Source organism: Pseudomonas sp. KSR10 (assembly GCF_022355455.1).
GTDB lineage: Bacteria > Pseudomonadota > Gammaproteobacteria > Pseudomonadales > Pseudomonadaceae > Stutzerimonas > Stutzerimonas stutzeri_E.
This window is the reverse complement of the sequence record NZ_JAKOEN010000022.1, coordinates 306,736-329,881: the sequence shown is the minus strand read 5'-3', so window position 1 is coordinate 329,881 and position 23,146 is coordinate 306,736. Positions and strand designations below refer to the sequence as shown.

Genomic DNA, 23,146 nt, shown 5'->3' with positions numbered 1-23,146 from the left:
CCTTCCCCTAAAAGCCCAGGCTCGAAAGCAGATCATCGACATCGTCCTGCCCGGATACGACATCCTCACGTATATCGGCATGCATCTGCGGACCTTCACCGTTGGAAGGCTCTTTTTCGTGTTTTTTCTTTTCCTGCTCGGCGCGCATCGCTTCACGGTCATGCTGGATGCCCGCCACACGATCGACCTGCCCGGCCATCAGCACGAGATTCAGCAGGTTGTTCTCAAGGTCGGTGATCAGCCGAGTGACACGTTTGATGACCTGACCGGTCAGATCCTGGAAGTCCTGGGCGAGCATGATCTCGCTGAGATTCTGCGACAGCTGGCTGCTGTCGTTCATCGAGCGCTGCAGGTACTGGTCAATGCGACGGACCAGATCCCTGAACTGTTCGGCATTCATCTCGCGGCGCATGAAGCGCTGCCAGTCGGCCGTCAGACTCTGGGCTTCGTAGCTGACGTAGTTCACCAGGGGCGCCGACTCTTCCACCAGATCCATCGTGCGGTTGGCGGCCTTTTCGGTCATCTCCACCACATAGGAAAGCCGATCGGTGGCGTCGGTAATCGGTGACGGATCGCCACCCGTTGCGCAGGTATCCATCTCGAGCTTGACGATGGCGTTATGCAGCTCGCGGGTGAGCTTGCCAACCTCTCGATAAAGTCCGTTATTTCGCGCCTGATTGAGCTCGTTGAACATCTGGGTCGCTTCGTCGAAGCGGCCTTGTTGCAGACTCTCGATCAACTGGGGTGCATGAGCCTTCAGAGTCGCTTCGAACTCTGCCAGGCTTTGCTCTGCTTGCGTCATAGTGCCCTCGCGGCGTTACTGCTTCAGCCGTTGACGCGCTCGAAGATTTTTTCAATCTTCTCTTTGAGCACTTGAGCCGTGAATGGCTTGACCACGTAACCGTTTACGCCTGCTTGCGCGGCCTCGATGATCTGGTCGCGCTTCGCTTCGGCAGTAACCATCAGTACCGGAAGGTGCTTCAAGCGTTCGTCGGCTCGCACGGCACGCAGCAAATCGATGCCGCTCATGCCCGGCATGTTCCAGTCGGTGACGAGGAAATCGAAACTGCCGCTTTTCAGCATCGGCAACGCGGTGGTGCCGTCGTCCGCTTCAGCGGTGTTGGTAAAGCCCAGATCGCGCAAGAGGTTCTTGATGATCCGTCTCATGGTCGAGAAGTCATCGACGATGAGGATTTTCATGTTCTTGTCCAAGTACACCTCCGTAGATCCCGAAATCCCAGAACCGGCTCACGGTCTGTTGCGGGCCTCATGAATGAAGCTCGTAAGCGGCCTCTAATACTGTTTTGCGAACCGCCCGTCAGCGGGCGCGCCACTCGCCGAGGCGAGCCCGCAGACGTGCCGCGCACTGACTGTGCAGCTGACTCACCCGCGATTCACTGACGCCCAGCACCTGGCCGATTTCCTTCAAATTCAACTCTTCGTCGTAATACAGCGAAAGCACCAGCTTCTCACGTTCGGGCAAGTTGCCGATGGCCTCGGCCAGCGCCTGTTGAAAACGCTCGTCTTCAAGATCGCGGGACGGTTCCGGATGGGTGCTGGCAGCATCCTCCTCGAACTCCCCATGCTCGCCTTCCTGCAACAGATCATCGAAGCTAAACAGGCGGCTGCCCAGGGTGTCGCCCAGAATGCCGTAGTACTCATCGAGACTCAATTTAAGTTCGGCCGCAACGTCCTGATCTTTAGCATCTCGGCCCGTTCTGGCTTCGATTGCCCGGATCGCCTCGCTGACCATACGAGAGTTGCGATGCACCGAGCGCGGCGCCCAGTCACCCTTACGGACCTCATCGAGCATGGCGCCGCGGATGCGAATGCCGGCATAGGTCTCGAAACTCGCGCCCTTGCCCGCATCGTATTTTTTTGACGCTTCCAGCAAACCGATCATCCCGGCCTGCATCAGATCATCAACCTGCACGCTCGCCGGCAAACGCGCCAGGAGGTGATAGGCGATGCGCTTGACCAACGGCGCGTACTGATCGATGAGCTGATACTGCGAATCTTTAGCCTGAGCTTTGCTGTTATACATACCGAGTCCAGCCGCTGTTATTCATGAGGCTCTGCGGCGGGCCTGACCAGGCGCTCCACAAAGAATTCCAAATGACCACGTGGCGATGCCGGCAGCGGCCAGGTGTCCACTTTCTGCGCGATGGCCTTGAAGGCCAGCGAGCACTTGGCTCGCGGATAAGCCTCGTACACGGCGCGCTGCTTCTGTACTGCCTTGCGCACCGCCTCGTCATAAGGAATGGCGCCGACGTACTGCAACGCTACATCAAGGAAGCGCTCGGTCACCTTGGTTAGCTTCGCAAACAGATTGCGGCCTTCCTGCGGCGCGTGCGCCATGTTCGCCAGCACACGGAAGCGGCTGATCCCGTAGTCGCGATTGAGGAGCTTGATCAGCGCGTAGGCATCGGTGATCGAAGTGGGTTCGTCGGTCACCACCAACAACACTTCTTGCGCGGCACGCACAAAGCTCACTACGCCGTCACCGATACCCGCCGCGGTGTCGATGATCAGCACGTCGATATCGTTGCCGATTTCGCTGAACGCCTGAATCAACCCCGAATGTTGCAGAGTAGACAACTGCACCATGCTCTGAGTGCCGGAGGCCGCGGGTACGACACGGATGCCGCCCGGCCCTTGAATCATTACGTCACGCAGATCGCACTCGCCGGCAATGACGTCTGCCAGGGTGCGCTTGGTGGTCAAACCCAGCAGTACGTCGACATTGGCCAGTCCAAGGTCGGCGTCGAGCAACACCACTCGGCGACCGAGTTCGGCCAGGGCCAGCGACAGATTGACCGACACGTTGGTCTTGCCGACGCCACCCTTGCCGCCAGTCACTGCAATAACCTGTACGGGATGAATACCCATTTTCACACGCCTATCTCTTGCTGGAGCCCTTGGGCCATCGATGCGTTCAGCCCGAACGCGCCATCTTTGTATGTGTCACGGAGCAAAGCGTTCACCCGACCTTCCGTGAAGAACCGTTGTACAGACCGGAGAACATGTCGGCCATGGTTTCCTCGCTGGGATTGTCTTCGGATTGCAGACTCACTGCACGGCTAACCAGCTGGTGGCTACGCGGCAGGTGCAGATCATCGGGGATACGCGGCCCGTCGGCGAGGTAGGCGATGGGCAGATGCTGGCTGATGGTCAGACCAAGCACATCACCCAGGCTCCCGGCTTCATCCAGTTTAGTCAGAATACAGCCCGCCAGCCCGCAACGGCGGTAGTGGTGCCAGGTCGCCTTGAGCACCTGGCTCTGGCTGGTGGCCGGCAGTACCAGGTAGTTTTTCGATTTGATGCCGCGGTCAGCCAGCGCTTCGAGCTGCACATTCATCATCGGATCACTGGCAGGCAGGCCGGCGGTATCGACGAGGATCAGACGCTTGCGAGCCATCGGTGCCAGCGTCTTGCTCAGCGGCTGGGTAGGATCGATTTGAATAACCGGTACATCGAGAATGCGGCCCAGCGTCTTCAATTGCTCATGCGCACCGATACGATAGTTGTCCATGCTCGCCAGCGCGATGCTCTGCGCGCCGTGCTTGAGCACGTAGCGCGCCGCGAGCTTGGCCAGCGTAGTGGTCTTGCCCGCACCGGCCGGACCGACCAGCGCGATGATACCGCCCTCTTCCAGCGGCTCGACCTTGCTGACCTTGATCGCTTGCGCCAGGTACGCCAGCACCATACGCCAGGCCTGGCGCGGCTCGGACACGGTCGCAACCTTCTCCAGCAAGGTACGCGACAGCTCGGCCGGCAGCCCGATACGCTGCAAACGGCGCCAGAGGCTGGCCTGCTGCGGACGACGATTCTGCTCTTGCCCCCAGGCGATGGAACCCAGCTGCATTTCGATCAGCTCACGCAGCCCCTGCAGTTCGGACTGCATGGCTTCCATCGCACGCGAATCGGCAGCTGCCGGAGCGGCGGCCGGCTTGGGCTGCGCCATTGCGGCAGGTTTCTCGTCAAGCAGTTGACGATCCTGGCCTGACTGGACGCGCGACGGTGCGCTCAATTCGGCATGAGCGTCAGCGATTCGCGCCTGAGTTTTGCGCAACTCGGCTTCGAGGGCAGGGTTTGGCTGCTTGGGCGCGGTATCCATCGGGTAATCAAGCACAGCGGTCAGCTCGACGCCGCCAGCAACACGACGGTTGCCCGTGATCACGGCATCGGCGCCCAACTCGTCACGAATCATTTTCATGGCGATACGCATGTCGGCTGCGAAGAAACGTTTGACCTGCATGGCCTATAACCCTCGGTTAATTCTGACCCACCGTGGAAACGATGGTGACCTGCTTGTTATCCGGTATTTCCTGATAGGCCAGGACATGAATGTTCGGTACCGCCAGCCGGGCGAATCGCGACAACATCGCGCGGACCGGACCCGCTACCAGCAGAATCGCCGGCTTACCTAACATTTCTTGACGCTGTGCCGCTTCTACCAGGGACCTCTGCAACTTTTCGGCCATTCCGGGCTCGAGGAGAATGCCATCTTCCGAGCCTTGTCCTGCCTTCTGAAGGCTATTGAGCAATATCTGTTCCAATCTTGGCTCAAGGGTGATCACAGGCAGCTGCGGCTCTAGTCCCACAACGTTTTGCACGATTGCACGAGAGAGCGCGACACGTACCGCCGCCACCATCGCGGCGGGATCTTGACTCTTGACGGCGACGTTGGCGATGGCCTCGGCAATGGTCCGGATGTCACGCACCGGCACCTGTTCCTGCAGCAAGGCTTGTAGCACCTTGAGCAACGTGGAAAGCGAAATCATCCCCGGCACCAGCTCTTCGGCAAGCTTCGGCGAACTCTTGGCCAGCAGTTGCATCAGTTGCTGGACTTCCTCATGACCGAGCAGCTCATGGGCGTGCTTGTGCAGCACCTGGTTCAGGTGCGTCGCCACCACGGTACTGGCGTCCACCACGGTATAGCCAAGGGACTGCGCCTGATCGCGCTGGCTGGCCTCAATCCATACCGCCTCCAGGCCGAACGCCGGATCCTTGGCTGCGATACCGTTAAGCGGGCCGAATACCTGCCCCGGATTGATCGCCAGCTCGCGATCCGGATACACCTCAGCCTCGGCCAGGCTCACCCCCATCAGCGTCAAGCGATAGGCATTGGGCAGCAGGTCGAGGTTGTCACGGATGTGAACCGATGGCATCAGGAAGCCGAGGTCTTGCGACAGCTTCTTGCGCACACCCTTGATCCGCGCCAGCAGCTGTCCACCCTGGTTGCGATCGACCAGCGGTATCAACCGATAACCGACCTCCAGACCTACCATGTCCACCGGCGTCACGTCGTCCCAGCCCAACTCCTTGGTCTCGGCGGCACGCTGAGCAGGCAGCATTTCCTGTTGCTTCTGCACCTCCTGCTCGGCTTGTTGCTTGACTTGTTTCTGACGATGCCAGATCCAATAGGCGCCACCGGCCGCAACGGCACCAAGACCGAGAAACGACATGTGCGGCATGCCAGGGACCAGGCCCATGGCGATCATGATGCCCGCCGATACCGCCAACGCCTTCGGCGAGGCGAACATCTGCCGGTTGACCTGCTGGCCCATGTCCTCGGAGCTGGTAACGCGAGTCACCATGATGGCAGCAGACGTGGACAGCAGCAGCGAAGGGATCTGTGCAACGAGGCCGTCACCGATGGTCAGCAGCGCGTAAACCTGACCAGCCTCGCTGAAGCTCATGCCATGCTGCGCCATGCCGATACCAACACCGCCAATGAGGTTGATGAACAGGATCAGCAGACCGGCAATGGCATCACCGCGGACGAACTTGCTCGCACCATCCATCGAGCCGTAGAAGTCCGCCTCGGAGGCCACTTCGACACGGCGGAGCTTGGCTTCGGCCTGATCGATCAGACCGGCGTTGAGATCGGCATCGATTGCCATCTGTTTGCCGGGCATGGCATCCAGGGTGAAGCGCGCACTGACCTCCGAGATCCGCCCGGCACCCTTAGTGACGACGACGAAGTTGATGATCATCAAAATCGCGAAGACCACGATACCCACGACGTAGTTGCCGCCAATGACCACGTTGCCGAAGGCCTCGATCACGTGACCGGCAGCAGAACCTCCTTCGTGACCATTGATCAGCACGACCCGCGTCGAGGCCACGTTCAGCGCCAGGCGCATCAGGGTGGCGACTAGCAGGATCGTCGGGAACACTGCGAAATCCAGCGGCCGCAATGCGTAGACGCTGACCAGCAACACCACGATCGAAAGGGCGATGTTGAAGGTGAACAGCAAGTCCAACAGGAACGGCGGCACCGACAACATCATCATGCCCATCATCACGAGCAACAGCAGCGGAACGCCGAGGTTGCCGCGTCCCGCGCCGGTCAGGCCGTTACGAATATTGATGAGTTGCGTGCGATCCACGTACACCCCGTCAGAACAGAACAAAGAATTGACGCAAAACGCGCCCTGCCGAGGCTATAGCAAGAAGAGGTCCAACTTCGCCGAGGGCTTACAGCTGCCGATCCAGACGCCTGCAGTGAGGCAGTGTTCGAACCGACCGGGCGCTGGGCAGTCTCACGGGAAGCATGTCGTCGCGACGTCATCGCACGACACCCCTGACGGCCACGGCCGTCGCAGACAACACAGGAGTTTTGCCATGAAACAGTGGATCATCGCGGTCTTGGCCGGCTGCACGGCCATGAGCCTACAAGCCGAAACCCTCAGCGTGCCGATGAAGGCGGTCACAGCCGAGGGTGTTGGCGAGTCCGTCGGCACCGTCAAGATCGAGAGCAGCCAGTACGGACTGGTGTTACGCCCGGAGCTGTCCGGCCTGGACTCCGGCGCGCATGGTTTCCATATCCACGCCAAGGGCAGCTGCGAACCCGCGCAGAAAGATGGCGAAACCATTGCCGCCGGGGCCGCTGGCGGTCACTGGGATCCGAAGAACACCGGCAAACATGGCGAGCCCTGGGGTGAAGGGCATATGGGCGATTTACCCGCGTTGATGGTCGACGGCGACGGCAAGGCCAATCAGCCGGTGCTGGCACCACGCCTGAAAAGCCTCGGCGACATCAAGGGCCTGGCGTTGATGGTTCACAAGGGCGGCGACAACCATTCCGACCATCCGCAGCCGCTCGGCGGCGGCGGTGCGCGGGTTGCCTGCGGGGTGATTGAATAAGAGCAGGTGAAGGCTGGAAGGCTGGAAGGCTGGAAGGCTGGAAACAGCTTCGACCGTGGGGCAAAGCCTGACGCACTGCTTTTTGTGGGAGGCCCGACCCGGGCCGAAGCTTTTGGCCTTTCAGCAGCCAGCAAGCCCGCATTCGCCGCGGGGCGCGCCTCCCACACTCAAGCTTCGGCTTCCGCTTCGGCATTAAGCCTCCGGCCTCCAGCCTCCAGCGCTTTTTTCGGCTACTCGTCCCGCCGCAGGTCCGGCGGAATCGGCAGGCTACCCAGCGGATCGGGGCGCTTGCCCTTGCCGGAACGGTACTGGCGTAGCTGATAGACGTACGCCAATACCTGCGCCACCGCCAAGTAGAGTCCCGCCGGGATTTCGTGCTCGAGCTCGGTGGAGTAGTACACCGCTCGTGCCAATGCCGGGGATTCGAGCACCGTCACCTGGTGTTCCCTGGCGATCTCACGAATTTTCAACGCGACGAAATCGCCGCCCTTGGCCACCAGCATCGGCGCACCACCTTTGGCGCCGTCATATTTCAACGCCACGGCAAAGTGGGTCGGGTTGGTGATGACCACATCGGCGTCCGGCACCGCCTGCATCATCCGTCGCTGAGCGGCATCGCGCTGCAACTGACGAATCCGCGATTTGACTTCGGGTTTACCTTCGCTGTCCTTGTATTCGTCGCGCACTTCCTGCTTGGTCATCATCAGCTTCTGCTTGTTGTCCCAAAGCTGGAATGGCACGTCCACTGCCGCGATAAGAATCAGCCCGCAGGCCATCCACAGCGCGCACCAGCCCACCACATTGACGCTGTGCATGATGGCCAGATCCAGCGGTTGCTTGGCGATCGACAACAGATCGTCCTGGTAGGCGCTGAGCACCGCCAACGCCACCAACAACACCACCAGAAACTTGCCCAACGCTTTCAGCAGTTCGACCAGCGCCTTGGTCGAAAACATGCGCTTCAAGCCGGGACCGGGATTCATCCGGCTGAACTTGGGCGCCATCGCCTTGGCCGAAAACAGCCATCCACCCAACGAAATCGGACCGACAATTGAGACGATGAGCAACACGATCAGCAGCGGCATGACCGCTTCGAGCGCGATCATGCCGCTGCTCATCAGCAGTCTCACCATAGCGGCCTCATCCAGCAGCGTCTCGCGACTGAGCTCGAAGCTGTCCTGCATCATCGCCATCAGACTCCCCGCCAGCCCACCGCCGGAGGCCAGCAGCCCGCCAATCCCTCCCAGCGTCACCGCCACGGTGCTCAATTCGCGGGAACGGGCAAGCTGGCCCTTTTCTCGGGATTCACGGATGCGTTTCTCCGTGGGTTCCTCGCTTTTATCGGCACCGCTTTCGCTTTCAGCCATGCGAGGCCTCCGGACACGGTTGAGAAGGCAATAGCATCAGCGTAGCCCGATGAGTTCGCGCAACATGCCCAGCGCTTCGCTGACGAAGGTCTGGTATTGCGCGAGGATGTCAGCCATGCCGATCCAGACGATGATCAGACCGAGCACCAGGGTCAACGGAAACCCGATGGAGAAAATATTCAGTTGAGGCGCCGCACGAGTCATCAAGCCGAACGCCAGGTTCACCACCAGCAATGCGGTGATCGCCGGCAAAACCAGCAACAATCCCGCCCCCAGCACCCAACCGAGCTTGCCCGCCACTTCCCAGAAATGGTTGGTGCCGACCAGCCAACCGCCAATCGGCAGCGTGGTGAAGCTTTCGGTGAGGATCTCCAGCACCACCAGGTGCCCGTTCATGGACAGGAAAAGCAGGATCACCAGCATGTTGAAAAACTGGCCGATCACTGGCACCGAGACGCCGTTTGCCGGATCGACCATCGACGCGAAGCCCAAGCCCATCTGCATGGCCAGCATCTGACCGGACACGATGAAAACCTGGAAGAAAAGCTGCAGGACGAACCCCAGCATCACGCCAATCAAAATCTGTTCGGCGATCAATACCAAGGCCTGCGCACTCAGTGCCTCGACGACCGGCACCGATGGCAGTGCTGGCACCAGCACCACCGCGATGGCAATCGCGAGGTACAACCGCACACGCATCGGCACCAGCTGGGTGCCGATGATCGGCATGCTCATCAACAGCGCCGCGATGCGAAACAACGGCAGCAGGAACTGCCCAACCCAGGCGCCGATCTGCGCATCGCTGAGTTCAAGCACAGGCGTGCGCCTTGCTGGATGCACTGATCATCATGACTACCCGATGATCAGCGGAATGTTCTGAATCAGGCCCTGCGTGTACTCCATCAGCTCGCGTACCAGCCAGGGGCCCGCCCAGATCAGGGTCATCAGCATGACCAGCAGACGCGGCAGAAAACTCAGGGTTTGTTCGTTGATCTGCGTGGCCGCCTGAAACATCGCTACCACCAAGCCGACCAGCAGACTCGGCACCACCAGCACGCCGACGATCATCGCAGTCATCCACAGGCCTTCTCGAAACAGGTCAACCGCGACTTCGGGTGTCATCCTGCCCTCCCCCTATAGCGTGCCGAAACTGCTGGCGAGCGTGCCGATGATCAAGCCCCAGCCATCGACCAGCACGAAGAGCATGATTTTGAACGGCAACGAGATGATCAGTGGCGACAGCATCATCATGCCCATCGCCATCAGCACGCTGGCCACCACCATATCGATGATCAGGAACGGGATGAAGATCATGAAACCGATCTGGAACGCGGTTTTCAGCTCAGAGGTTACGAACGCCGGCACCAGGATGGTCAGCGGCGCGGCGTCCGGCGTCTGGATGTCAGTCCGCCGCGAAAGCCGCACGAACAATTCGAGATCGCTTTCACGGGTCTGCGCGAGCATGAAGTTTTTCAACGGCACCTCGGCCCGCGCGATCGCATCCGGCGCCGACAGTTGCTCATTCAAATAGGGTTGCAGCGCGTCGTTGTTTATCCGCTCGAACACCGGCGCCATGATGAACAGCGTGAGGAAAATCGTTAGACCGACTAGGAGTTGGTTTGAAGGCGTCTGTTGCAGACCCAACGCCTGACGCAAGATTGAAAAGACGATGATGATCCGGGTAAAGCTGGTCATCAGCATGACGAACGCCGGGATGAAGCTCAGCGCCGTCATGATCAGCAGGATCTGCAGGCTGACCGAATATTCCTGCTGGCCCTGCGCATCGGTACTCAAGGTAATCGCCGGTATCGACAGCGGGTTATCGCCCTGAGTGATCACACCTGCGGCATCCTGGCCCAAGGCAAACGGCGCGGCCAATACCAGCAGGACCGTCAGCAACAATCGAAGCATCAGTGCTTATCCTTCTGGTCCCTGCCGAGCAGCTCCATCAGGCGCTGGGCAAACTCCGGATTGGCTGGTTCGGCGTCCGGCAGATGAACCGGCTCTTCAAGCACGTGCAGCGGCGTGATGCGACCCGCACTCAAGCCGAGCAGCACCTGTTCGCTGCCGACCTGGACCAGCACCAGACGCTCGCGGGGGCCGAGCGCGTGGCTGGAGATCAGCTTGATGGCCTGGTTGCCGCGCGGGTTGAGTTGTTGCATCCGACGCAGCAACCAGGCGAGCAGAAAGATCAGACCTATCACCAGCAACAGACCGAGCAGCAGCTTGGTCATCTGCGTGCCCATTCCGGTAGTGCTCATGCTTGTCGTGGGTTCGGCGGCCATCACCGGCAAGGCCAGCAGCAGCGAAAGGAAGGACAGGATTCGCATGTCAGCGCAACTTCTTGATGCGTTCGCTCGGACTGATCACGTCAGTCAGACGGATGCCGAACTTCTCGTTCACCACCACCACCTCGCCGTGGGCGATCAGGGTGCCGTTGACCAGTACGTCCAGTGGCTCGCCCGCCAGCCGGTCAAGTTCGACCACCGAGCCCTGGTTGAGCTGCAACAGGTTGCGAATACTGATCTCGGTGCTGCCGACCTCCATAGAGATGGACACCGGGATGTCCAGGATCACATCCAGATTAGGGCCGTCGAGACCGGCCGTTGCGGCCGCCTTCGGGCTGCTACCGAACTCCTCCAGTGGCGCACGTGGTGGCGCCGGAGCCGCTGCCGGCCCTTGATTCAGCAGCGCGTCGATGTCGTCCTGGTTGGCATCGCCGGCCTCGGCCAACGCCGAAGCCCACTCATCGGCAAGCGCCTGTTCTTCGGCTGAAGTGTTTTCATGTTCGTCTGCCATCGCTAATCCTCGACCGGCTGATAATAGTTAGGAGTTGAATCAACGGGGTCGCAATACGGACTCAAGCACCTGCAGCGCCAGGTTGCCCTTGTGCGCGCCCAGCTTGACCTTGAAGGCGGGCATGCCATTGGCACGCATGATCATGTCTTCGGGCATTTCCACCGGAATCACGTCGCCCGGTTGCATATTCAGAATGTCGCGCAATTTGAGTTGGCGCCGTACGACCGTCGCACCGAGCGGCACGTTCACATCGAGCACGTCCTCGCGCAGGGCATTCACCCAGCGCTCGTCCTGATCGCTGACGTCCGATTGGAAGCCGGCGTCGAGCATTTCGCGGATCGGCTCGATCATCGAGTACGGCATCGTCACATGGAAATCGCCACCGCCGCTTTCGAGTTCGATATGGAAAGTCGACACCACGACCACTTCGCTGGGGCTGACGATGTTGGCCAGCGCCGGATTCACTTCCGAATGCACGTATTCGAAGTTGACGTCGAGCACCGCATGCCACGCCTCTTTCAGATCGACGAACGCCTGGTCCAATACCATGCGTACGACGCGCAATTCGGTGGGTGTGAACTCGCGACCTTCGATCTTGGCGTGCCGACCGTCACCGCCGAAGAAGTTGTCCACCAGCTTGAACACCAGCTTGGCATCGAGAATGAACAGCGAGGTGCCACGCAACGGCTTGATCTTGACCAGGTTTAGGCTGGTCGGCACATACAGCGAATGCACGTACTCACCGAACTTCATCACCTGCACCCCACCCACCGACACATCGGCCGAGCGGCGTAGCAGGTTGAACATGCTGATGCGGGTATAACGGGCGAAACGCTCGTTAACCATTTCCAGGGTGGGCATGCGCCCGCGGACGATGCGGTCCTGGCTGGTCAGGTCGTAACTTTTGATGCTGCCCGGCTCGGCGTCGCTTTCGGTATCGACCAGACCGTCATCGACCCCGTGCAGGAGCGCGTCGATCTCGTCTTGCGAGAGCAGGTCTTGAACAGCCATCTACAACGCCCCCTATTGCAATACGAAGTTGGTGAACAGCACTTGCTCGATCGCAAGCTTGCCGATTTCCTTCTGCGCCATCTCCTGGACGCTAGCAGTCGCCTGCTGTCGAAGCATCTCCTGCCCGACCGGCGTGGCCAGGGTGGCGAATTCCTGGCTGGAAAACAGCATAACCAGTTGATTGCGCAACAACGGCATGTGTTCCTTCAACGCGTCGAGCGCAGCCTGATCACGTGACATCAACGCCACGCTGACCTGCATGTAATGCTGGCGGCCGCCGACATTTGCGAAGTTGACGATGAAGGCCGGCGCCAGCACTTCATAGGTCGCTGCCTGCCGCTGCGGCGCCGCCTGGGAATGCTTGGCCTCGTCCGTGTGCGCCGGTTCGGATGCGCCACGGGACATGAAGTAGATCGTTCCGCCTATCGACAGTCCGACCGCCAGCAGCACGCCGAGTACGATCAGGATAATCAGCTTCAGCTTGCCCTTCCCCTCGGTTGGAGCTGCAGGACTCGCTACGTCTGGGGGTCCTTGTTTCTTAGCCATGCCAAATATCCGTCATCACAAGTGTTTTCACTCGCATCAAAGCGTTACGAGCAACTGCTGTGCCAAAGTATCGGCCAGGCAGCGCGCGCCGTAAACGATTGCCATGCGCCGCTCGCCAATTTGCGACCAAGAGCCCACCGCCCCACTGATACAAAAAAACCGGGCGCGAAGCCCGGTTCTCTGTGACTAGCGGTCTGTACGGCTAGTTGGTTCCACTCAAGTTCGGATGACCGAGGTTCCGAGACAAGCGCTGCGATAAGTCATAGTGAGGGAGCAGCAACGCAGTACCTGGGCCTTAAGCGCAGAAACCGACTCGCTGAACTAGCCACACCCACGCCAACGGTCATGCGTAGTAATCAACCAGACCGCGGTCGCCACCGGTGCGACCGGTGCTGATTTCCATCGTGCCGCGAACGCTCTCCTCGTCCCCGCCAGCGGCTGAGCCGGTCACGCTCCTGCCCCGCGATTCGCCGCCGCGATCGCCCTGCCAGCCGCGGGACTGGTCGGAAACGTTCACGTCCATGGTCATGCCCTGCTGTGCAAACATTTCCCTTAGCCGGTGCATCTGCCCTTCCAGTGCGTCACGGACACCCGCATGAGGACTGAGGAAGGTCACCTGGGTCTGGTCCTTGTGCATGTCGATACGAACCTCCATACGCCCCAATTCCGCCGGATCGAGCTGGATTTCGGCCGATTTGAGGTTCTGGCTGGACAACCACATCACCCTGTCGACCACTGCCTCGCTCCAGCCGGATTGCTGCATCTGCACTGGCTGTCCCGGCACCATGGCTGGCCGCTGTGCCTGCATCTGATTCTGCTGAGCAATCGCCTGTGTCAGTGGATTGAGCCGGTTAATCGCAGCGTCGCTGGCGCTAGTGCGGCTTTCCTTCGGCACATCAAGCTTGTCGAGTAGCTCGCTGAAGCCCTCTTCGAGCGAGGGCTCGTCAGAATCTTCACCGAGCTCCTCACCCGCAATCAAGCTCGCCGGAAGCGCATCATCGACGTCTGCGGACGCTTCATCCGGCAGGAGGAGATTCGAGAAGGGGCTCTTCTGGGCGGCAGATTGGAGTTCCACCGAACGCTGCCCGGCCAGTGCCGTATCACCTTCCCCTTCGCTCTCCTCCGTTGTCGCCGTAGCCGCTGCCGTCGCTTGTGCCAGGCCAACCAGGAACTCATTGCCGGTCAGGGGCGGCGCGGCCGGCTCCGCGCTGATATCCCCTTGCCCGCCCATGCCGAACAGCAGGAGCGGATCGAGTTCGGTCTCAGCATTTTGCAAGTCCCCGTCCTCGGACTCGACAGGCAATTCGTTGCCGGCCTCAGCCGTGACCGGCTTTTCGGTGCCGCTAGCCTCGGCGGTTTCCTGACTCGGCTTTTCGCCTGCCGGCTTGTCACGGACAGGCTTCGCTGCGCTTTCGTGACGTTCGACCGGCTTGGCCTGACGCTCCTTGGCATAGACGTTGGCGAAGCTGGAAGGCTCGTCCCGACTGGCTTGAGGGGCAGCTTTGGTGGAGGCATTCGCGGCCTTGACGGCAGCGGGGGGTGCCTTGATATTGAGTAACAGATCGGGGGAAACGGCCATGGGTCTTTCCGCTCAGGATGATGACGTGCATCTCCTAAAGCAAAACCCAGGCCAGCGACATAGCTGATCAATTACGAAAGAGCTCGATAGCTTCCCTGAAGGCTTTCATGGAGCGCGTCAGCGCGCCACGACATCAGCCAGACCCGCCATAACGCTGGCGTTCGGCTCGGTAGAGGATTCGTACGATGGCGAACTCGCGCTCAATACGTTCGATCAGCTCGCACGCAGCATCGAGCAGTTCGAGCCGTGCGGTTTCTTCCAGCTCGCGACAAAGTTCCGCCAGCAGCGCCGCACCCATATTGCTGCAACTGCCCTTGAAGCTGTGGGCAGCCTGACGCAGATTTTCCGCATCACCGCTCCGGCCGGCGCTCTGCAACAGACGCAGCCGCTCTTCCGAGTCGGCGAGAAAAGTATCCAGCAGTACCGGATACTCCGCTTCCATCACATCCTGGAGGGACGCCAGTACGCGGCTGTCGAGGTGATCGACCACGGATATGCTCCTGGCTGGAAAAACGACGAATTATGCATGACCGGACCAGTGAAACTCCACGTTCAAAGCCTTACCATCCGGTTGCCAACAGAAGTGATCGCTCAGTCGGCTAATCATGCGCAAACCCCGCCCTCCCAGGCATTCGGCGCAGTACTGCTTGTTCAGTACTCCCTGCACGTCGAACCCCGGACCGCTGTCACGCACGCCGATGCGTAGACAGCCCTTCGCGTCTTCGGATTTGACGCTCAGGTCGATGGACACGAAGCCGTCGGTAAGCGCGTCCAGTCGCCGTTGACGCTCTTGATAGTAGCTTGCAAAACCGTTGGCATCGCACTTCAACGATGAGTCTAGCAACAGCACGCCGTGCTCCAGCGCATTGGCGTAGAGTTCGGTCAACACGGTGTATATGGTGCCGGCACGATGACGCAGGGGTGAGATCTGCAGCAGCAGTTGCATCGTCATCGGCAAAGGATTGGCCGTGCGCAAGCTGCTCGGGCGAAGTTCGAAGCTGACCGACCAATCCTTGGCCCGCAGCTGTTGCGAACCTAGCGGATAAATATCGAGCGGCTGAAACGCAACCTGGACGGCCTGATCGATCATGCTCACTTCGACCAGGCTCATATCGTCAAGTATTTGACCGTGAAAGGCGAGCAGCGCCTCCTCAATTTCATCGAACAGTGCGCAGGGCTCCAGGTTCGCGTCCATGACGGCCAGCAGCCGCTGCTCACCGAACAACTCATCATCAGCATTGCAGCTTTCCAGAATCCCGTCGGACATCAGCAGCAGGCGGTCGCCAATCGCCAGCGGCAAAGTCTCGAAGCTGTCATCGAAAGAGGATGCGTCCAGCACCCCAAGCGGCAGATGTCGGGAGCGCAGCGGCAAGCGTTCGCCGCCCGAAGCCCTGAGCAGATAGCCGTCCGGCAATCCGCCATTCCATACCCGCAGCGAGCCTTGCTCGAGGTTGATATCCAGCAACGTGGCACAGCAGAACATTTCCACGGGCAGGATCAGTTTCAGTTTGGTATTGATCTCGCGAAGGATCTCGTTGCTGGAATAGCCCTTGGCGGTCATCCCGTAAAAGGTCTCGGCCAGCGGCATGGCACCGATCGCGGCAGGCAGTCCATGGCCGGTGAAATCGCCCAGCAGCACGAACATCCTGCCGGCCGGCGCGTGCGCAGCCAGCAACAGATCGCCGTTGAACAGGGCGCGCGGCGACTGCCGGTAGCGGATGTTTGGGGCATTCAGGCAGCCGGCATGAGCCACCTTGTCGAAGATCGCCTTGGCCGCGTTCTGCTCGTCGAGCAGTTGCTGGTTACGCCGAGCGATGAGATCACGCTGTTCCAGCACCGTGGCCTGCAAACGACGCAGGCGATGCATGGCCTGGATCTTCGCTTCGAGGATGATCGGGTTGTAGGGCTTTGCGATGAAGTCGTCGCCGCCTGCTTCGAGGCAACGCACCAAGGCCTCGTTTTCCGTCAGTGAGGTGAGAAAGATGATCGGCACCAGCTCGTTGCCGGCCAGGCGCTTGATCTGCCGAGCAGCCTCGAACCCGTCCATCACCGGCATCAGTGCATCCATCAACACCAGTTGCGGCCGTTCGCCTTCGAAGCGCCGTACCGCTTCGGCGCCATTGGATGCGGTGGTCACGCGATGCCCTTGGCGACCGACGATGGCGGCGAGCAGCATGCGATCGGCCGCGCCATCCTCGGCGATGAGTATGGAGAGCCGGCGAGGCATTCAGGCGATCGCGAACAATTGTTCGAAGTTGGAAACTGAAAGAACCTTTCGCACATCCGGATTGCAGTTGATCAGGCGAATGTCGGCTTTGTCGCTGCCGCCATGGTCGCGTAGCAACAACAACATGCCGAGTGCTGAACTGTCGAGATAGGTCGCGCCGCTGAGGTCGACTACATAACGGTTGGGCGTGTTGCCGGTACGCTGATAGGCGTCGCGAAAGGCCTGATGAGTGTTGAAATCGAAGCGCCCTTGAATGGTGATAGTCAGCTCCTGTCCATCTGCCGATAGCTGTGAACTGATGGTCATGTAGCGCTCCTGATCCAATGCGAGAACTTGACTGCCATATTGGCTGGACGGCGCTGGTGCATCGTCAAAACGGCACCTCGACCGTTGGTGCCGGCGACATCAGTAACCAGGCGTGCTGTAGCAAACAGGCTGATGAAGATGTAGCACCCAAACCCCCGCTCAGCAAGCTTCAATCCTGTTTAGGTCGGCCCGCCAGCCGTTGCGAAAATTCATCGAGGAGTTTCTGCTCACGCTTGTCGGCCGCCGTTCGTGCTTCCTGCAGGTAGCGTTCGACCAGTTTGCGCAAACCATCCAGACGTGCACGGCGCTGCTGCCATTGCTCGCGGAGCTTGTCGAGGTTGTTGCGATGCCAGTCGACGCTGCGCTGCTGTTGGCCTATGGCCGACTCGAGCTGCGAAAGGAATCGCTGGTAATTCATCAGCCACTGACCGGAGACACCCTGACTGCCCTGACTCAGCCACTGCTGCTGGTAGTCACCGAAATACTGGCGCAACTCGCCCAGCTTGGCTTCGGCCTGGGACAGTTGCGCCTGACCTTGCCCGAACAGTCTCGCGGCGTCGCGCTCGGCGCGCTCAGCCATGTCGATTACGGGCGCCAGGCGCGCGGCACGGCTCGCCGACAAGGTTTAGCTCGCCGCCTTGGCGTTGAATACGCTGGCCAGCAGTGCCTCGCTATGGGCCAAGTGTTCGGCCTCGTCCAAACCCTGTCGAAGATAGCGAACCATCTCCGCCTGCCGGGCGATGGCCAGGTCGGTTTCCGGATCGCCGCCGGGCACGTAGGCGCCGACGCTGATCAGATCGCGGCTCTGCTGATAGCGCGACCACAGCTGTTTGAAGCGCTGCGAGTGACGGACATGTTCGGGACTGACCACCTGTGGCATGACCCGACTGATGGACGCTTCGATGTCGATCGCTGGATAGTGCCCTTCCTCCGCCAGCCGACGTGACAACACGATGTGCCCGTCGAGCACGCCTCGCGCCGCATCGGCGATCGGGTCCTGCTGATCGTCGCCCTCGGACAGTACGGTGTAGAACGCGGTGATCGAGCCACCGCCCTCCTCCGCGTTTCCGGCGCGTTCCACCAGGCTGGGCAGCTTGGCGAAGACCGAGGGCGGATAGCCCTTGGTCGCCGGCGGCTCGCCGATGGCCAAGGCAATTTCGCGCTGGGCCTGGGCGAAACGGGTCAGCGAATCCATCAGCAGCAATACGTTCTTGCCCTTGTCGCGGAAATATTCAGCGATGCGCGTGCAGTACATCGCCGCGCGCAAACGCATCAAGGGCGCATCGTCGGCAGGCGATGCCACCACCACCGAGCGCTTGATGCTCTCTTCGGTGAGGATGTTCTCGATGAACTCCTTGACCTCACGGCCCCGCTCGCCGATCAGCCCGACCACAATGACATCGGCCTCGGTGAAGCGCGTCATCATCCCAAGCAGCACCGATTTACCCACACCGGTACCGGCGAACAAGCCGAGACGCTGTCCGCGGCCGACAGTCAGCAAACCGTTGATGCTACGAATGCCGACGTCCAGCGGCTCGCTGATCGGGTGGCGCTTGAGCGGGTTGATCACCGGGCCGTCCATCGGTACCCAGTCCTCGGCTTTCATCCCACCCTTGCCGTCCAGCGCGCGGCCGGCACCGTCGAGCACGCGGCCGAGCATCGAGGTGCCCATGGGCAGACGGCCGGTATTGGCCAGCGGCACGACCCGCGCACCGGGAGCGATGCCGGCGAGGCTGCCGACCGGCATCAGATACAGCTTGCCGCTGGAGAAGCCCATCACCTCCGCCTCGACCTGCGTCGGGTGATAGCTGTCTTCGTTGATCACCAGGCAACGGCTGCCAACGGCGGCGCGCAGCCCTTCGGCCTCCAATGTCAGGCCGACCATGCGCAACAACCGACCCTCGAGGATCGGTTGGCTGGGGAGCTTGATCGCTTCGCCGTACGCTTCGAAACGCTTGGCAAAGCTGGTTCGTTCAAGGCGCATCAGCGCTCTCCGAATCCGTATCCAGGTTCAGATGCAGGTCAGCTTCCGGTGGGCTGGTGGCGTTTTCGCGCTGTTGCTCGAACAGCTGCTTGATGGCCTGAGCCAGGCGCGTTTCGACACTGGCATCGATCCGGCTCTGCTCGGTCTCGATCCGGCAGCCGCCGGGCAGCAGGTCGCTGTCCTCGACGATCTTCCACGTCTCTTCATGGCGTTCGCGAAGCGCTTTGACCAGCTCGAAATCCTGCGGATTGATGGCGATGCGCACATTGCTGGCGCCCATGGGCAGCAGCTTCAGAGCCTCGCGCAGCACCTGCCGGATCTGGCTCGAATCGATCAGCAAGTCGCGCTGAATCACCTCGCGAGCAAGCTGGCTGACCAGCGTGACCATGGCGTGTTCGAGATTACGATCCTGGTCGGCGATGGGCTCGAGCAACTGCGTCATCAATTGCTCGAGGCTGCCCAGCTTGGGCGCCAGCGCCGCTTCGGCTTCCTGCCTAGCTTTAAGCTGGCCGGCATGAAAGCCATCTTTCTCACCCGTGCTGAAACCTTCGTTATAGGCCTCCTGACGGATCGCCTCAAGTTCGTCGAGTGTCAAGGGTTTGACTTCCTCGACGGGGACATCCTCGCTGCGCGACAGGTCTTCGGCGGCCGGTTCGACAGTCGCCTCAGGCTCTTGCGGCTCCGCACCCAGCGGATCGAAGCTTGGCAGCGCCCAGCGATCGAAGACATTGACGTCCTTCGCGCGGATTACGTCGCTGGGGTTTTCCTTGGACATTGCAGCTCACTTAGATTTAGATCATTTCTTCGCCACCCTTGCCACCGAGGACGATCTCTCCGGCTTCGGCCATGCGGCGGGCAATGGTGAGTATTTCCTTCTGTGCGCCTTCGACTTCGCTGATGCGTACAGGCCCCTTGGCTTCCAAGTCGTCGCGCAGCAATTCGCCCGCGCGTTTCGACATGTTCTTGAAGATTTTCTCCTTGATCGCTTCGTCGGCGCCTTTGAGCGCCATGACCAGCACATCCGAGGATACTTCGCGCAGCAACACCTGGATGCCCCGGTCGTCGACATCGGCCAGGTTGTCGAAGACGAACATCAGGTCTTCGATTTGCGAAGACAGATCTTCGTCGACATCTCGGATGGCGTCCATCAGTTGGCCTTCGACCGAGCTGTCGAGGTAGTTCATGATATCCGCGGCGCGCTTGACCCCACCCAGCGTAGCGCGAGTGGTATTGGCGTTGCCGGAAAACTGTTTCTCCAGGATCAAGTTGAGTTCTTTCAGCGCCGCCGGCTGGACGGTATTGAGCGAGGATACGCGCAGAACGATATCGAGCCGCACCTTGTGGTCGAAATGCGACAGCACCTCGCCCGCCTGGTCGGGGTCCAGATAGGCCACCACGATCGCCTGGATCTGCGGGTGCTCGTAGCGGATCACGTCGGCGACCGCACGCGGCTCCATCCATTTCAGACTGTCCAGACCGCTGGTGTTGCCGCCCAGCAGGATGCGATCGATCAAGCCACCAGCCTTGTCCTCACCCAGCGCCTGGGTGAGCATCTTGCGTATGTAACCATCCGAACCAACCCCAAGGCTGGTCTGATCGCCAACGATCTCGACGAACTCACCCATGACCTGTTCGATCTGGTTCTTCTGCACGTTGCGCAGCTGCGCCATCGCAGTACCGACCTTTTGCACTTCCTTTGGACCGAGATGACGCAGGACCTGCGCCGCATCGGCTTCGCCCAGCGAGAGCAGCAGGATCGCGGCCTTGTCGACCTTGTTCAGCTTGTTGGCGGGAACTCGTGCATCACTCATCGGCGTTGATCCACTCTTTGACGACCTGAGCCACCCGGCCCGGATCTTCAGCTACCAAATTCTTGATGGCATTCAATTGCGCATCGTACCCCTCGGTCGGGCTCGGGAGCATGATGCTCTGTGGCCCGCTCAGACTGACCCGATCACTGGACAGCGCACCATCCATACCGTCCATTTCGCCTAGCGCGGCATCGCCGCCAACAGCCTGAAGCTCCTTGCCTTTCCCGGCTTGGGTCAGATTGTTCAGGACTGGCCGCAGTACCCCGAATACCAGCACCAGTATGAAAAGCACCCCGAGTACTTGTTTGACGATGTCCCAGAACCACGGCTGCGAATAGAACGGGACGTCGATAAAAGTTTCATCCAGCGAGTCGGTAGCGAACGGCGCGTTGATCACGCTGACGCTGTCGCCACGGCTGGCGTCGAAACCGACGGCGTCCTGAACCAGCCGGGTGAGGCGCGCCAATTCTTCGGCGGTCCGCGGAACACGTGTAGTCTGCCCATCAGCAGAGACCGTCACCTGGTCGTCGAGTACCACGGCAACCGACAGACGGCGCAGGCGGCCTTGCTGCTGTTTGGTGTGACTGATCGAACGGTCCAGCTCGTAGTTGCGGGTCGCCTGCTCGCGCTTGTCGGCCGGATACGGCGCCAGCATGGGCTGGCCGGTCGCAGGGTCCATGATCTGCTGACCATTGGCGTCGAGCAACGGTTGTCCAGAGGCGATGGCGCCGGCAGCGGCGGCCTGTCCGGCTAGTGCATTTTCCGGTGCGGTCGCCGGGCCTGGCGGCTGGTTGCTCAGCGCGCCCGGAACACCCTGCGGCCCGAGACTGCTCTGCCGTTGCTCGCTGACGCTCTGCTCGCTGCGCAGCGCCGGTTGATCCGGATTGAAGGTTTCTGAAGTCGACTCGACGGCGCTGAAGTCGACGTCGGCGGACACTTCGGCCTTGTACCGACCGTTGCCCAGCACCGGCTGCAGAATGCTCTGTACGCGTTGGGTATAGAGACTCTCGATCCGACGGCTATAGTCGAACTGCTTGCCGGCCATGCTCAGCTCGGTGAGCTCCTGCTGGTCCGACAGCAGATTGCCCTTCTGGTCCACTACGGTGATCTGCGACTTGGTCAGCTCAGGCACGCTGGTGGCGACCAGGTTGATGATCGCCATGACCTGGCTCGGCTCAAGGCTGCGGCCCGGATAGAGCTCTACCAGCACCGACGCGCTGGGCTTGCGCTCGTCACGCACGAACACCGAGCTTTTCGGGATCGCCAGGTGCACGCGGGCGCCCTTGACGTTATTGAGGCTGGACACGGTGCGGCCCAATTCGCCTTCGAGGCCACGGCGGTAGCGGGTGGCTTCCATGAACTGGCTGGTGCCGAGGCCCTGCTCCTTGTCGAGAATCTCGAAGCCGATATTGCTATCGGTCGGCGCAATGCCGGCGCTGGCGAGCTTCAGCCGCGCACGGGCAAGATCATCGGCCTTGACCAGCAAAGCACCGGAGGTGGGCTCGATGGTGTAGGAAATATCGGCCGCAGCCAGCGTCTCCATGACCTGATTGGCATCCATCCCGGCGAGGCTACCGAGCAACGGGCGATAGTCCGGCTGCTGCGACCAGAGCACCACGGCGAAGCCGATGGCGACACTCGCAGCCAGCCCGACCAGCAGGCCGATCTGTCGCAGCATCGACATTTCGGAAAGATTTTCCAGGAAAGACAGACCCAGCAGGGGCTTTTTCGGAGCGTCCGAATCAACCGGCACTGGAACCTTGCTAAGCGCTTCAGCCATTATTCAAACCCTGCCTTAAACCGGCATCTGCATGATGTCTTGATACGCCTGGACCAGCTTGTTACGCACCTGGGTCATGGCCTGAAAGGAAACGCTGGCTTTCTGCGACGCGATCATGACGTCGGTCAGGTCGATACCGCCCTGCCCCATCTCGAACGCGGTCGCCAACTGACTGGAGGCTTGCTGGGTTTCGTTCACCTTGTTGACGGCCTGGCCGAGCATGTCGGAAAAGCTCGGAGCGCCCACTTCTGGAGTGGCGGTCACGGGCTTTGAGCGTGCCATTGCATCGGTCTGCATGGCCCGCATTTCCAGCATCAAGCGATTGAATTCAATACCCTGGCTCATCTCTTCCTCCAACAGCTGCGGTTTTTTTGACGCTTCGCAGCAAGCACCATGTGAATAGCAACATCGATGCCAGTGTTCGGATCAGCAGCCAGGCCGGTACGAAAACGGGAGACAAACGGTATTCGGCACGGCGGCACTGTTACGCTGATCCCGCTTACGGCTGTATCGCGACGCCGTGCGTTGCCTGTCATAGCCTGCGCGTCAAGCAAAGATCGTGCGCAACGGCCTCCGCCCTTGCT

At 60.5% G+C, this 23,146-nt stretch carries 25 protein-coding genes; 1 reads left to right on the top strand and 24 read right to left on the bottom strand.

What is annotated here, in order from left to right; genetic code table 11:
• Positions 1-7: 7 nt before the first annotated feature.
• The 6 genes from MCB86_RS19230 to flhA all read right to left on the bottom strand — a co-directional run bounded on the left by MCB86_RS19230 (position 8) and on the right by flhA (position 6,395).
• The gene (locus MCB86_RS19230) at positions 8-802 is read right to left on the bottom strand and encodes a protein phosphatase CheZ (RefSeq protein ID WP_239611886.1); all 795 of its coding nucleotides are present in this window, start codon (positions 800-802) and stop codon (positions 8-10) included.
• Between the two features lie 23 nt (positions 803-825).
• Positions 826-1,200 (bottom strand): chemotaxis response regulator CheY, encoded by a 375-nt coding sequence (locus tag MCB86_RS19225; RefSeq protein ID WP_172830728.1) that lies wholly within the window; start codon positions 1,198-1,200, stop codon positions 826-828.
• 118 nt (positions 1,201-1,318) lie between these two features.
• Positions 1,319-2,065 carry an RNA polymerase sigma factor FliA gene (fliA, locus tag MCB86_RS19220; RefSeq protein WP_196298670.1) on the bottom strand — a complete coding sequence of 249 codons (747 nt, stop codon included), beginning with the start codon at positions 2,063-2,065 and terminating at the stop codon, positions 1,319-1,321.
• Positions 2,062-2,889 carry a flagellar synthesis regulator FleN gene (gene fleN / locus MCB86_RS19215; protein WP_045162724.1) on the bottom strand — a complete coding sequence of 276 codons (828 nt, stop codon included), beginning with the start codon at positions 2,887-2,889 and terminating at the stop codon, positions 2,062-2,064. Before fleN ends, fliA begins: the two co-directional genes overlap by 4 nt.
• Before the next feature lie 91 nt (positions 2,890-2,980).
• Positions 2,981-4,258: a flagellar biosynthesis protein FlhF gene (flhF, locus tag MCB86_RS19210; RefSeq protein WP_239611885.1), complete on the bottom strand. Its 1,278-nt coding sequence runs from the start codon at positions 4,256-4,258 to the stop codon at positions 2,981-2,983.
• A 16-nt stretch (positions 4,259-4,274) separates the two neighbouring features.
• On the bottom strand, positions 4,275-6,395 hold the full coding sequence (gene flhA / locus MCB86_RS19205) for a flagellar biosynthesis protein FlhA (RefSeq protein WP_239611884.1): 2,121 nt from the start codon (positions 6,393-6,395) through the stop codon (positions 4,275-4,277).
• 235 nt (positions 6,396-6,630) lie between these two features.
• On the opposite strand from flhA, the gene sodC reads away from it, so the two are divergent.
• Positions 6,631-7,152 carry a superoxide dismutase [Cu-Zn] SodC gene (sodC, locus tag MCB86_RS19200; protein ID WP_239611883.1) on the top strand — a complete coding sequence of 174 codons (522 nt, stop codon included), beginning with the start codon at positions 6,631-6,633 and terminating at the stop codon, positions 7,150-7,152.
• Between the two features lie 230 nt (positions 7,153-7,382).
• Here sodC and flhB read toward each other — a convergent pair whose 3' ends face one another.
• The 18 genes from flhB to fliE all read right to left on the bottom strand — a co-directional run bounded on the left by flhB (position 7,383) and on the right by fliE (position 22,907).
• Positions 7,383-8,519, bottom strand: coding sequence for a flagellar biosynthesis protein FlhB (gene flhB, locus MCB86_RS19195; protein ID WP_239611882.1), 1,137 nt, complete (start codon positions 8,517-8,519; stop codon positions 7,383-7,385).
• 36 nt (positions 8,520-8,555) lie between these two features.
• Positions 8,556-9,335, bottom strand: coding sequence for a flagellar biosynthetic protein FliR (gene fliR / locus MCB86_RS19190; RefSeq protein ID WP_045162729.1), 780 nt, complete (start codon positions 9,333-9,335; stop codon positions 8,556-8,558).
• A gap of 36 nt (positions 9,336-9,371) precedes the next feature.
• Entirely contained in the window at positions 9,372-9,641 is a 270-nt protein-coding gene (fliQ, locus tag MCB86_RS19185; RefSeq protein ID WP_019340606.1) for a flagellar biosynthesis protein FliQ, read from the bottom strand.
• 12 nt (positions 9,642-9,653) lie between these two features.
• Complete coding sequence (gene fliP, locus MCB86_RS19180; RefSeq protein WP_239611881.1) at positions 9,654-10,430, bottom strand: flagellar type III secretion system pore protein FliP; 777 nt, start codon at positions 10,428-10,430, stop codon at positions 9,654-9,656.
• Complete coding sequence (gene fliO / locus MCB86_RS19175; RefSeq protein ID WP_045162731.1) at positions 10,430-10,849, bottom strand: flagellar biosynthetic protein FliO; 420 nt, start codon at positions 10,847-10,849, stop codon at positions 10,430-10,432. The genes fliP and fliO overlap by 1 nt, the downstream gene beginning before the upstream one ends.
• A gap of 1 nt (position 10,850) precedes the next feature.
• Positions 10,851-11,318 (bottom strand): flagellar motor switch protein FliN, encoded by a 468-nt coding sequence (fliN, locus tag MCB86_RS19170; RefSeq protein WP_045162732.1) that lies wholly within the window; start codon positions 11,316-11,318, stop codon positions 10,851-10,853.
• A gap of 39 nt (positions 11,319-11,357) precedes the next feature.
• Positions 11,358-12,329 (bottom strand): flagellar motor switch protein FliM, encoded by a 972-nt coding sequence (gene fliM / locus MCB86_RS19165; RefSeq protein ID WP_045162733.1) that lies wholly within the window; start codon positions 12,327-12,329, stop codon positions 11,358-11,360.
• Between the two features lie 12 nt (positions 12,330-12,341).
• Positions 12,342-12,875 (bottom strand): flagellar basal body-associated protein FliL, encoded by a 534-nt coding sequence (gene fliL, locus MCB86_RS19160; RefSeq protein WP_239611880.1) that lies wholly within the window; start codon positions 12,873-12,875, stop codon positions 12,342-12,344.
• Positions 12,876-13,218: 343 nt separating this feature from the next.
• A complete protein-coding gene (locus MCB86_RS19155; RefSeq protein WP_045162735.1) occupies positions 13,219-14,454 on the bottom strand; it encodes a flagellar hook-length control protein FliK in 1,236 nt (411 codons plus the stop codon).
• 133 nt (positions 14,455-14,587) lie between these two features.
• Positions 14,588-14,896, bottom strand: a complete 309-nt coding sequence (locus MCB86_RS19150; protein WP_045162791.1) for an Hpt domain-containing protein — start codon at positions 14,894-14,896, stop codon at positions 14,588-14,590.
• Positions 14,897-14,974: 78 nt separating this feature from the next.
• Complete coding sequence (locus tag MCB86_RS19145; protein WP_045162736.1) at positions 14,975-16,681, bottom strand: fused response regulator/phosphatase; 1,707 nt, start codon at positions 16,679-16,681, stop codon at positions 14,975-14,977.
• Positions 16,682-16,987: an STAS domain-containing protein gene (locus MCB86_RS19140; RefSeq protein WP_045162737.1), complete on the bottom strand. Its 306-nt coding sequence runs from the start codon at positions 16,985-16,987 to the stop codon at positions 16,682-16,684.
• Between the two features lie 169 nt (positions 16,988-17,156).
• Positions 17,157-17,609 carry a flagellar export protein FliJ gene (gene fliJ / locus MCB86_RS19135; RefSeq protein WP_025242397.1) on the bottom strand — a complete coding sequence of 151 codons (453 nt, stop codon included), beginning with the start codon at positions 17,607-17,609 and terminating at the stop codon, positions 17,157-17,159.
• Positions 17,610-17,612: 3 nt separating this feature from the next.
• A complete protein-coding gene (gene fliI / locus MCB86_RS19130) occupies positions 17,613-18,971 on the bottom strand; it encodes a flagellar protein export ATPase FliI (RefSeq protein WP_045162739.1) in 1,359 nt (452 codons plus the stop codon).
• Complete coding sequence (fliH, locus tag MCB86_RS19125) at positions 18,961-19,746, bottom strand: flagellar assembly protein FliH (RefSeq protein ID WP_239611879.1); 786 nt, start codon at positions 19,744-19,746, stop codon at positions 18,961-18,963. Before fliH ends, fliI begins: the two co-directional genes overlap by 11 nt.
• Before the next feature lie 16 nt (positions 19,747-19,762).
• Positions 19,763-20,782 (bottom strand): flagellar motor switch protein FliG, encoded by a 1,020-nt coding sequence (gene fliG / locus MCB86_RS19120; RefSeq protein WP_045162741.1) that lies wholly within the window; start codon positions 20,780-20,782, stop codon positions 19,763-19,765.
• Complete coding sequence (fliF, locus tag MCB86_RS19115) at positions 20,775-22,562, bottom strand: flagellar basal-body MS-ring/collar protein FliF (RefSeq protein WP_045162742.1); 1,788 nt, start codon at positions 22,560-22,562, stop codon at positions 20,775-20,777. The genes fliG and fliF overlap by 8 nt, the downstream gene beginning before the upstream one ends.
• Before the next feature lie 15 nt (positions 22,563-22,577).
• Positions 22,578-22,907: a flagellar hook-basal body complex protein FliE gene (fliE, locus tag MCB86_RS19110; protein WP_045162743.1), complete on the bottom strand. Its 330-nt coding sequence runs from the start codon at positions 22,905-22,907 to the stop codon at positions 22,578-22,580.
• Positions 22,908-23,146 lie beyond the last annotated feature (239 nt).

Excerpts from the sequence above, each read along its gene's own strand:
- flhF (WP_239611885.1), bottom strand. The coding sequence starts at position 4,258 with ATGCAGGTCAAACGTTTCTTCGCAGCCGACATGCGTATCGCCATGAAA.
- fleN (WP_045162724.1), bottom strand. The coding sequence starts at position 2,889 with ATGGGTATTCATCCCGTACAGGTTATTGCAGTGACTGGCGGCAAGGGT.
- MCB86_RS19140 (WP_045162737.1), bottom strand. The coding sequence starts at position 16,987 with ATGACCATCAGTTCACAGCTATCGGCAGATGGACAGGAGCTGACTATC.
- sodC (WP_239611883.1), top strand. The coding sequence starts at position 6,631 with ATGAAACAGTGGATCATCGCGGTCTTGGCCGGCTGCACGGCCATGAGC.
- fliO (WP_045162731.1), bottom strand. The coding sequence starts at position 10,849 with ATGCGAATCCTGTCCTTCCTTTCGCTGCTGCTGGCCTTGCCGGTGATG.
- fliI (WP_045162739.1), bottom strand. The coding sequence starts at position 18,971 with ATGCGCCTTGAACGAACCAGCTTTGCCAAGCGTTTCGAAGCGTACGGC.
- fliP (WP_239611881.1), bottom strand. The coding sequence starts at position 10,430 with ATGCTTCGATTGTTGCTGACGGTCCTGCTGGTATTGGCCGCGCCGTTT.
- fliQ (WP_019340606.1), bottom strand. The coding sequence starts at position 9,641 with ATGACACCCGAAGTCGCGGTTGACCTGTTTCGAGAAGGCCTGTGGATG.
- fliL (WP_239611880.1), bottom strand. The coding sequence starts at position 12,875 with ATGGCTAAGAAACAAGGACCCCCAGACGTAGCGAGTCCTGCAGCTCCA.
- MCB86_RS19230 (WP_239611886.1), bottom strand. The coding sequence starts at position 802 with ATGACGCAAGCAGAGCAAAGCCTGGCAGAGTTCGAAGCGACTCTGAAG.
- fliE (WP_045162743.1), bottom strand. The coding sequence starts at position 22,907 with ATGAGCCAGGGTATTGAATTCAATCGCTTGATGCTGGAAATGCGGGCC.
- fliF (WP_045162742.1), bottom strand. The coding sequence starts at position 22,562 with ATGGCTGAAGCGCTTAGCAAGGTTCCAGTGCCGGTTGATTCGGACGCT.
- MCB86_RS19150 (WP_045162791.1), bottom strand. The coding sequence starts at position 14,896 with ATGGAAGCGGAGTATCCGGTACTGCTGGATACTTTTCTCGCCGACTCG.
- fliM (WP_045162733.1), bottom strand. The coding sequence starts at position 12,329 with ATGGCTGTTCAAGACCTGCTCTCGCAAGACGAGATCGACGCGCTCCTG.
- MCB86_RS19225 (WP_172830728.1), bottom strand. The coding sequence starts at position 1,200 with ATGAAAATCCTCATCGTCGATGACTTCTCGACCATGAGACGGATCATC.
- fliH (WP_239611879.1), bottom strand. The coding sequence starts at position 19,746 with ATGTCCAAGGAAAACCCCAGCGACGTAATCCGCGCGAAGGACGTCAAT.
- fliN (WP_045162732.1), bottom strand. The coding sequence starts at position 11,318 with ATGGCAGACGAACATGAAAACACTTCAGCCGAAGAACAGGCGCTTGCC.
- fliG (WP_045162741.1), bottom strand. The coding sequence starts at position 20,782 with ATGAGTGATGCACGAGTTCCCGCCAACAAGCTGAACAAGGTCGACAAG.
- flhB (WP_239611882.1), bottom strand. The coding sequence starts at position 8,519 with ATGGCTGAAAGCGAAAGCGGTGCCGATAAAAGCGAGGAACCCACGGAG.
- MCB86_RS19155 (WP_045162735.1), bottom strand. The coding sequence starts at position 14,454 with ATGGCCGTTTCCCCCGATCTGTTACTCAATATCAAGGCACCCCCCGCT.
- MCB86_RS19145 (WP_045162736.1), bottom strand. The coding sequence starts at position 16,681 with ATGCCTCGCCGGCTCTCCATACTCATCGCCGAGGATGGCGCGGCCGAT.